The sequence below is a fragment of the Arthrobacter sp. JCM 19049 genome, from assembly GCF_001310435.1.
Genome location: NZ_BAXF01000066.1, coordinates 1 through 8,658, shown reverse-complemented (window position 1 = coordinate 8,658; position 8,658 = coordinate 1). Strand labels below are relative to the sequence as shown.

General features: G+C 65.7%; 8 protein-coding genes and 1 pseudogene. 3 read left to right on the top strand and 6 right to left on the bottom strand.

Going from position 1 to position 8,658, the window contains the following annotated elements; genetic code table 11:
- Positions 1 to 100: 100 nt before the first annotated feature.
- The 6 genes and pseudogenes from JCM19049_RS05275 to JCM19049_RS18785 all read right to left on the bottom strand — a co-directional run bounded on the left by JCM19049_RS05275 (position 101) and on the right by JCM19049_RS18785 (position 4,200).
- Positions 101 to 1,516 carry a polysaccharide deacetylase family protein gene (locus JCM19049_RS05275; protein WP_279402518.1) on the bottom strand — a complete coding sequence of 472 codons (1,416 nt, stop codon included), beginning with the start codon at positions 1,514 to 1,516 and terminating at the stop codon, positions 101 to 103.
- Between the two features lie 121 nt (positions 1,517 to 1,637).
- On the bottom strand, positions 1,638 to 2,657 hold the full coding sequence (locus JCM19049_RS05270; protein WP_054821041.1) for a GDP-mannose 4,6-dehydratase: 1,020 nt from the start codon (positions 2,655 to 2,657) through the stop codon (positions 1,638 to 1,640).
- Positions 2,658 to 2,834: 177 nt separating this feature from the next.
- Positions 2,835 to 3,158 (bottom strand): UDP binding domain-containing protein, encoded by a 324-nt coding sequence (locus JCM19049_RS18800; protein WP_279402520.1) that lies wholly within the window; start codon positions 3,156 to 3,158, stop codon positions 2,835 to 2,837.
- A gap of 132 nt (positions 3,159 to 3,290) precedes the next feature.
- Positions 3,291 to 3,436 (bottom strand): annotated as a pseudogene (locus JCM19049_RS18795) (nucleotide sugar dehydrogenase); the annotation flags it as partial.
- Between the two features lie 115 nt (positions 3,437 to 3,551).
- On the bottom strand, positions 3,552 to 3,869 hold the full coding sequence (locus JCM19049_RS18790) for a hypothetical protein (RefSeq protein ID WP_279402519.1): 318 nt from the start codon (positions 3,867 to 3,869) through the stop codon (positions 3,552 to 3,554).
- Positions 3,870 to 3,918: 49 nt separating this feature from the next.
- Positions 3,919 to 4,200: a hypothetical protein gene (locus JCM19049_RS18785; protein ID WP_279402517.1), complete on the bottom strand. Its 282-nt coding sequence runs from the start codon at positions 4,198 to 4,200 to the stop codon at positions 3,919 to 3,921.
- 378 nt (positions 4,201 to 4,578) lie between these two features.
- Between JCM19049_RS18785 and JCM19049_RS18780 the strand changes: the two genes are divergently transcribed.
- The 3 genes from JCM19049_RS18780 (at position 4,579) to JCM19049_RS05255 (ending at position 6,952) form a co-directional block, all read left to right on the top strand.
- Complete coding sequence (locus JCM19049_RS18780) at positions 4,579 to 5,115, top strand: glycosyltransferase family 2 protein (protein ID WP_279402516.1); 537 nt, start codon at positions 4,579 to 4,581, stop codon at positions 5,113 to 5,115.
- A gap of 14 nt (positions 5,116 to 5,129) precedes the next feature.
- Complete coding sequence (locus JCM19049_RS18775) at positions 5,130 to 5,942, top strand: glycosyltransferase family 2 protein (protein WP_279402515.1); 813 nt, start codon at positions 5,130 to 5,132, stop codon at positions 5,940 to 5,942.
- A gap of 275 nt (positions 5,943 to 6,217) precedes the next feature.
- Positions 6,218 to 6,952, top strand: coding sequence for an ATP-binding protein (locus tag JCM19049_RS05255; protein WP_054821040.1), 735 nt, complete (start codon positions 6,218 to 6,220; stop codon positions 6,950 to 6,952).
- Positions 6,953 to 8,658 lie beyond the last annotated feature (1,706 nt).

The following is an 8,658-nucleotide window of genomic DNA, read 5'->3' as shown; positions in this document are numbered from 1 at the left end:
GAAAGCCGCCACGACCGACTATGTCGTGGCGGCTTCGCACCCGGACGCCTGCGGGCCACTGCCGGACGGCAGCTGGGGGGTGGCGCGCTCCTGGCGCCGGCTAGTCGGCTTTCACCGACATCTGTACCTCGTCAACCAGCAGCGTGCCCTGGCTGAAGAGAGATAGTCCAAAACTCATTCCGGTGAACCCTTCCGGGATCTGTGGGGTGACCCACTTGGCCTGGGTGCCCGACTCGTTCGGGGCAAACCATTCCGAGGCCTTCCAGTACACCCATTCACCGGTTTCATCACGCAGGTAGACCACGAACTGGGTGTCGGTGTCCGCCTGGTAGGTGCTGCGCAGTTCATAGCGCTGCCCGGGGACAACTTCCGGGCTGCACTGCCCGGCGTCCATGCGCTGCAGGAACTTCGCGTCCCCGTCGGTGTACTCGCTGATTTCCAGGCGCAGGGCCTGGCTGCCGTTCGGGCCGTTGCCGGTCACGCTGCCGGAGGCGGCGTTGTTCCCGTACCCGGCCATCTGCCAGCACTTGAGCAGGTCGTGTTCCGACTCCTCCTCCAGGGAGGAGTTCACCACCAGGTTCCCCGTCTGCTCGGTGGTCTTCATCTTCGGGGCCACCGCCGGCTGCAGTTCTCCGCCGATCACGTCGTTGACCGTGCGCACCACGGTGCCGGTGCTCTGTTCGCGGTCCTTGAGCCAGCGGATGAATTCCTTGAAGATGTCCGCCTCAATGGAGATGTCGTTGCACACTTCCGGGCAGACGTGGTGGAAGGTCAGCTGCACCCAGCCGCCGCCGGCCTGTTCGGCCGTGGTCACCTGGTCCTTGAGGTCCTGCAGCGTCCAGTTGGACTCCACCATGGCCGGGACCTTGGTGTAGAACAGGTTCTTCGGGTCGAAGTCCTCGACCACATCGCATTCGTCGCACCCGGTGATCGAGCGCAGCGAACCCAGCCCGCGGGCGCTGTTGTAGCCGCATTCCTCGGCGATCTTCTCGATCTCCTTGGAGGCCGCGGCCTCCGGATAGGCGAAGTTCGTGGCCTGGTAGCCCCATTCGAGCAGGTTCTGCCGGTCCCAGCAGACCTGGCGCTGCACCTCCTCCAGGCTCTGTTCCTTCAGGTTGCGGTGCTGCAGGGCGTGCCCGCCGATTTCATGGCCTTCACGGACCATGTCATCAAGCTGTTCCAGTGAGTAGTACCCGTCGGTCTCCAGCACCGAGGTGTTCACGTAGAAGGTGCCCTTCAGCCCCAGCTCGTCCATGGCCTTCACCGCGGTGAGCTGGCTGGCGTTGCCGTCATCAAAGGTCAGCGAAACCACGGTGGCGTCCTTGTTGAAGTCCCGGCGCGGTGCCGCCTCCGGTGCCTCGTGGTCGGTGCCCAGCAGCACTTCGGGCGAACCATCCGAGGCGAGCGTCTGGTTGGTATTGCCCGGCAGCAGCGCCTCGGCGTTGCCGCAGCCGGCCAGCAGTGCGGTGGCGGCCAGGGCCGCCAGACCGATCTTGGCCTTGCGGATCAAAGTCACATTTCCCCCTAGATCTGTGATGTGTTGCTTCAGGTTGCGCAGTCGAACGGTTCGGCTCTCCCCCCAAAGAGAGCCGAACCGAGCAGTTGCCGCCAAGTTCGACGACGCGAATAGCGGTGGGCTAGACGGCAGCGCCCTGCAGCGCGCCGGGCCGGCCCATCAGGCGGGCTTCCAGGCCTTCACGCGAACGCAGGTCCTCGGCAACCTTGTCGATGATCTGCTCCACCGTGGTCTGCGGGATGAAGCCGATCAGCTCGTGGGACTTGGTGTTGTCCGGCACGCGGCGGCGCATGTCCTCGTAGCCTGGGCCGTAGGCTTCCTCATAGGGCACCAGCTGCACTTCGCTGGCCGATTCCAGGCGGGCGATGATGTTCTCGCCCAGGGCGCGGATGGAGATCTCCTGCGCGCCGCCCAGGTTGTAGGCCTGGCCGTGGGAGCGCTGGTTTTCCAGCAGGGCCACCAGGGCCGGGACCACGTCCCCGACGTAGGAGAAGCAGCGGGTCTGCTCCCCGTCACCGAACACGGTCAGCGGCAGGCCCTGGATGGCCTGGCCGATCAGGTTCGGCACGACCATGCCGTAGCGCCCGGTCTGGCGCGGGCCGACGGTGTTGAACAGGCGCACGATGGTCACCGGCACCCCGTACTCGCTCCAGTAGGCGTGGGCGAAGGCCTCGTCGATGCCCTTGGCGGCGGCGTAGGTCCAGCGCGACTTCAGCGCATCGCCCAGGATGCGGTCCGAGGATTCGCTCAGCGCATCGGAGGCGTTCTTGCCGTACACCTCGGAGGTGGAGGCCAGCAGCAGCTTCGCCCCGGCGGCCTTGACCGCGTCCAGCACGTTCTCGGTGCCGTGGATGTTGGTGCGCAGGCTGGTCAGCGGCTGCTCGACGATCAGCTGCACGCCCACGGCGGCGGCCATGTGGAAGACCCGGTCGGCGCCGGCGATGACCTCGGTGACCGCCTCCTTGTCCAGCACGGTGCCCTCAACGAAGTTGAAGTTCGGGTTCTTGAACGCCTCGGTCAGATTCTGCAGGTTGCCGGTGGACAGGTCGTCAAAGACCACCACCTCGTCCCCCGCGGCCAGCAGGTAGTCGGTCAGGTGGCTGCCGATGAAACCGGCTCCGCCGGTGATAACGCTACGCATCGATGTGTGTTCCTTATTGTTCGGTGTGGCACGAAGAGAGCCGCTCCGGTGCCCGGGCGCCTGGCCCGGCACGCGCTGAGGGTTCGTGCAGGTGTTGGTGTGTGAAGGTGGGCCGGGGACGGCAGGCATGCTCGCACCATGCCTGCCGCCACAATTCCGGCGGTCGGTGGGGTGGGCCTAGAGCAGCACCCGGTTGCCCAGGCCCTCGGCCCGGTAGGTGGCGTCCAGCACCACGGTGTCCTGGCCAATCCAGGACAGGTCCGCCTCCTTGTGGCGGGTGTGCAGCAGCACCAGGTCCGCGTCGAACGCCTGCGGGGCGGTGATCGCCGGAACCTCGGTGCCGGAAACCGGGACCGGGGCGCTGAAGTGGTGGTCGTAGTAGCCGACCTGGGCACCGGAGCGCACCAGGTGCTCCATGATCTTCAGGGCCGGGGTTTCCCGCAGGTCCGCCACATCCGGCTTGTAGGACAGGCCCACCACCAGGATCTTGGCCTGGCTCATGCCCTTGCCCAGGGCGGAGAGCACCTCGGCGCAGCGTGCGGCGGTGCGGGCCGGGCGCTGTTCGATCCCGGACATGGCCGAGGAGATCACCGGCAGGTTCATGTTGTGCCGGCGCAGCTGCCACAGCAGGTAGTGCGGGTCGCACGGGATGCAGTGCCCGCCCACGCCCGGCCCGGGGTGAAGGGCATGAAGCCGAAGGGCTTGGTGGCCGCGGAGTCCACGACCTCCTGCACCGGCAGGTCCAGCACCCGGCAGGCCTCGGCGAATTCGTTGACCATGGCGATGTTCACGGCGCGGAAGGTGTTCTCCAGCAGCTTGGTCATCTCGGCCACCTCCATGGAGCTGGTGCGGTGCACCTTGGCGGTGTAGCTGGCCAGCAGCTCCACGGCCGCCTCACGGCAGGTTTCCGACACGCCGCCAACCACGCGCGGGGTGTCCTCGATGGTGAAGTCCGCAACCCCGGTTGATGCGTTCGGGGCTGAAGGCCACCTGCACGTCCACGCCGGGGACCAGGCCGCGGGCCAGCAGCGGCTCGCTGATCATGTCCCGGGTGCAGCCGGCGTAGGTGGTGGAGGTCATCAGGATCAGCTGGCCCTTGACCGCGTGCTCCACGACCATGGCGCTGGCGCCGGCCAGGATGGACAGGTTCGGCACCTGGTGCTCGTCAATCGGGGTGGGCACGCACACCACGATGGCCCGGGCCCGGCGCAGCTGGGCCGGTCGGTGCTCAGTTCCAGGCGCTCATCGGCCAGGGCGGCGGTCAGCGGGTGTGGTCGCTGGGCAGCAGGTCCACCTCGCTGGCGTTGATGGCATCCAGCCGGGCGGCGGAGACGTCAAAGCCAAGGACCCGGGAGCCGGAGGCGTGCTGGGCCAGGGCGGTGGGCAGGCCAACGTAGCCCAGGCCCACGATGGCCACGTCAAAGTCGAAGGTGGGCGCCGGTGCGATAGTGGCCTGCAGCCCGGGATTCTTCAGCGGGTTCTCGTTCAGTGGATTGCGCAGCTGGTGGGCGCCCTGTGGGCGCACTGTTGCCTTGATACTCATTTAGTTCCCCAAACATTGAGTAGTGCATGAACGCTAGATCGTCCATGTGCGAGTTGTTCACGATTCAAGCGGAAGCAATGCGGCGCATCCTCCCCCAGTACCGCCGTTGTCCGACTCCCCAGCCGGGACGAAGGCGGTGTGGTGTTTGCGCTGCCCGTTTCGTGAACCGGGTGGCTCGGAAAAGCGGGCTGCGGTGCATCACCAGGAACAACACTGGCGAACCCGGACCCCGTCGCGCCAACCGGCACCGCACACCCTGTGGGAAACCCCACACACCCCCACCAACCCTGCAGGAAACCCCATGCACCACAGGCTGCGCCGCCGGTGTCGGGCAGCCTAGCCTGATGGTTGCCATCAAAATTCGCAATGGGGGACTACATGACGGCTACTATCTTCGTGCTGCTTTTTGCGGTACTCATCTTTGGGCTCAGCACCCTGCTCTGGTCGGGGTTCGGCCTGGCCCGGGTGATCAGTGAACCATCTTTGAAGCGCCTACGCCAGGACCTGGTCGCCGGACTTGACTACCCGGACACCTCCCAGGTGGCGGTGCTGATCGCCGCGCACAACGAGGAGCTGGTGATCGGCAAGACACTGGACTCGGTGTGCGCGATGCTCCCGCCCGAGCAGGTGTTCGTTGCCTCGGACGGCTCCACCGACCGCACCGCCGCAATGGTGCGCAGCTACGGCGCGAACGTGCTGGAGCTGAACCCGAACCGCGGCAAGGCCGGGGCGCTTGCGGCCGCGGTGGAACACTTCGGCCTAGACACCGCCTTCGAGGTGGTGATGCTGCTGGACGCCGACACCCAGCTGGCCGAGAACTACTTCGAGACCGGCCTGCCGCAGTTCGCCGACCCGGAAGTGGTGGCGGTGGCCGGGCGCGCCAAGTCGCTGCTGGACCCGGCCCCGCGCACCTGATCGGCAAGCTGCTGGTGGCCTACCGTGAACGGCTGTACCAGGTGGTGCAGGTGCTGATGAAGTACGGCCAGGCGATGCCCAAGGCCAACGTAGTCAACATCGTTCCGGGCTTCGCCAGCATGTACCGGGCCCGGGTCCTGCCGGAGATTGACATCGCCGCCAAGGGGCTGACCATCGAGGACTTCAACATGACCTTCGAGGTGCACGCCAAGAAGCTGGGGCGCATCGCCTTCCACCCTTCAGCCGCGGTGGCCTACACCCAGGACCCGGACAACCTTCGCGACTACACCAAGCAGGTGCGCCGCTGGACCCTGGGCTACTGGCAGACCATCAAGCGCCACGGCCTGCACTGGGGCAAGTTCTGGATTGTGCAGGCCCTGTTCGTCATGGAACTGGTCACCAGTTCGCTGATGCTGCTGCTGGTGGTTCCGGCACTGCTGCTGAACCTGGGCGTCACCTTCGCCATTGAGATGCTAGGCGGGGTCAGCCAGACCATGTACCAGCTGGCCGGCGTGCTGCCCCATGGGCCGTGCTCCTGGGGTGGTGCTGCCGGATCTGCTGCTGACCCTCTTCGCCGCGCTGATGACCCGACGGGCCTCCTACCTGCTGATGTTCCCGTTCTTCCCGTTCCTGCGCATCGTGGACGCCTGGCTGTGCATGGGCTCGCTCGCCCGCGCGCTGGGCAAATCCTCCTCCGGCGTGTGGGTCAGCCCGGCCCGCCGTGCCCTGAACGAGGAGCCGATCCAAAGCTAGGACCTCTCCTGGATGTCAAAAGCACCTTCACCAGTTGCCGCCCGGAAGCATTCCCGGCGGCAACAGGCGATTAAAAGCCAAATTAGGGCTTTAGGAAAAAACTGGCCAGCGTTAGGCAACATTTACGCGAAAAACATGTGGGGTTTTCCCCACATGAATATTTTCGATGTATGGTGAAACTTCAACCGTCATCCGAACAGAAAATGGGATCTGCTCGGGTGGCGGCACTCGCACATCGTGTCCGCAAGGACACGCAACTCGTACTTTGGGGAGTACACATTGATGCATTTGCCATGCCTTCGCGCGCCTGGAAACTGCCGTTTCGGTTGGGGAACCGAGGTGATTTCCGATGCATAACCGCGAAAAGCTGCTGGAAAAGCTGCATACCGGCGTCAACCGCAACCACTGTCCGCCAATGATCGTCTCGGGGCACAGCGGTTCGGGAAAGACCTGGATCCTGGAACAGTTTTCGCAGCGCCTGGGAGAACATCCACACCGGGTGCTGCAGGCCAGCCCCTCGGAATCCACCTGGCCACTGTCCGGCCTGGTCGCCCTGCTGGCGACCTCACCACTGACCCTGCCACCCAAGGTCTTCGAGCTACTGAGCGAACCGCCCAGCGATGACGCAGCCCGCTTCCAGGTCGCCCTGCATGTGCAGCGGATCCTGGTGGAGCAGCTGCAGCCGCGCACGGTGATCATGATCGATGACCTGGATTTGATGGACCTGGACAGCCAGCGGGTCATTGGTTTCCTGGCCACCAAGCTGCAAGGGGCGCACATCCGGTTCGTCGGGACCATCGGTTCGGGCCCCTCCCCCGAACCGTTCGCCAACTTCTCCCGCTTCCCGCTGCCGGCGCTGGGGACCGCTCCATGTACCAGGTGGCGGGCCTGCACCTGCACCGCCCGATCGACGAGTCCGTGCTGGAGCTGGCGGTCAACGCCGCCCAGGGCGTGCCGGGCATGTTGGTGGAACATCTGGAAACCCTCTCATCACGTCAGTTGGACGGCAGCGGGCCGCTGGTGCTGCCGCACCGCAGCATCCAAAGCCCGGGCACGTTCCTGCGCCTGTCCCAGCTGCGGCTGAGCGAGTCCCAGCAGGGGCTGCTGCGGATTGCCAGCCTGGCCCCGGTCATGGAACGTCAAGCGCTTGAGGAGCTGGCGGTCCACCCGCTGGATGTCACCGAGCTGCTGGTCTCCGGCCAGCTGGAACTGCACGGCCCGTTGGTGAAGATCGGCAATCCGCTGTTGCGCGCACGGATCTACCAGTCGCTGGACACCGATGAACGCCTGCAGCTTCATGAGCAGGTCCACGGGCTGACCACCCAGCCGGGGTTGTTGGCCTTCCACGCCAGCCACCTGCCCGAGCAGGAAACCTCACCGCGTGAATTGGTGCTGGCGGCCATTGAGCTGGCCGGGCAGGGGCTGACCCAGGCCGCGGTGGAGGTCACCGAGTGGGCGATGCACTTCATGAGCCAGGAGGAGGACCTTCCGGACCTGCTGCTGCAGCTGTCAATCATGCTGCTGCGCGCCAAGCTGCCGGTGGTGGCGCTGCGCTACACGCAGCTGGCCCGGCACTGGGCCAGCGAAACCGAGCTGCACCTGAAGGTCGCGGCCCTGGAAACCGAAATCAACCTGGTGCGCGGTTCACCCCTGAGCGTGGAGAGCCTGGAAATGCTGGTTGAGGCGCACCAGCAGGACTACCCGATGCACTGTTCACGGATCCTCTCCTCCCTGGTCATGGGGCACTGCAGCGAACTTGATCTAGACGCGGCGCAGCAGACACTGCAGCGGGCCAAGGCACTGATATCGCCTAACACGAGCGGTTTCGCCGTCAAACGCTACCGGCAGGCAGAAATCCTGCTGGCCGGGCACCTGCAGGACACCGCCAAGGTACTGGCCGAATACGCGGCCCTCGGCTCTACGGCCATCAGCGCGGAAACCGACCTGCTGCTCGCTCTGGCCCGGGCGCTGTCCGCGGTGGGCAAACACGGCAAGGCCCGGGACGTGACCCGCCGGATCACCTCCAGTCCCGGCGTCCACCACCCCATGTCGGTGCACCTGGCCCACCTGCACGGCATTGAATTCTCCATCCGGGCCGGGGATGTCCCCCACGCGCTGAAGGCCATTGAAAACTGGGACATCAAGGGCTCACCTTCGGTGATGCGCCCGTTGCCGGACCTGCTGTGCGCCTGGTACTGGATGATCAAGGACCGGGCCGACATGGTGGCCAAGTGCATTACCCGTCTGATGTCCCTGACCAGCGAGGAAATCACCACCGTCCATGAGGTGCGGGTCAATGAATTCATGGGTCTGTTCTCCCTGGTGCGCGGCCGCTCTGAAGAGGCGATCCCCTACTTCCGCCGGGCGCTGGAAACCTATGGTCCGGTCGTTACCGAACAGTACGTGGACACCGCTGCAAACCTCATCGATGCCCTGGCCAGCGCGGGCCTGAGCGAGGAGGCCGCCCAGGAGTTCCGCGCCGTGCAGTCGCTGCTGGCCACGATCAAGACCCGCCACGCCCACCAGGTGATGCGCCGCGCCAGGCACTTGCGCTGCCCGGGGAAGTGTCCCTCTCCCGGTTCATTTCCCTGGTGGAAAACTGGCAGGCCGACGACAGCCTGCTGGAACTGGCCCGGGTACGGCACTGCTACGGGCAGCGTCTCAAGCGCTTCGAACGCCCCGAACAGGCCAAACGCCAGCTCTCGGCGGCCCGCACCGTCTACCAGAACATGGGTGCGGTGTGCTGGGTGCAGCGGGTCAACTCGGAGCTGAGCACCGCGCCGGCGCCGG

What these genes read in the sequence shown, in the direction of transcription:
- JCM19049_RS05270 (WP_054821041.1), bottom strand. Translation starts at nt 2,657, where the DNA reads ATGCGTAGCGTTATCACCGGCGGAGCCGGTTTCATCGGCAGCCACCTG.
- JCM19049_RS18780 (WP_279402516.1), top strand. Translation starts at nt 4,579, where the DNA reads ATGACGGCTACTATCTTCGTGCTGCTTTTTGCGGTACTCATCTTTGGG.
- JCM19049_RS05255 (WP_054821040.1), top strand. Translation starts at nt 6,218, where the DNA reads ATGCATAACCGCGAAAAGCTGCTGGAAAAGCTGCATACCGGCGTCAAC.
- JCM19049_RS18785 (WP_279402517.1), bottom strand. Translation starts at nt 4,200, where the DNA reads ATGAGTATCAAGGCAACAGTGCGCCCACAGGGCGCCCACCAGCTGCGC.
- JCM19049_RS18800 (WP_279402520.1), bottom strand. Translation starts at nt 3,158, where the DNA reads ATGAGCCAGGCCAAGATCCTGGTGGTGGGCCTGTCCTACAAGCCGGAT.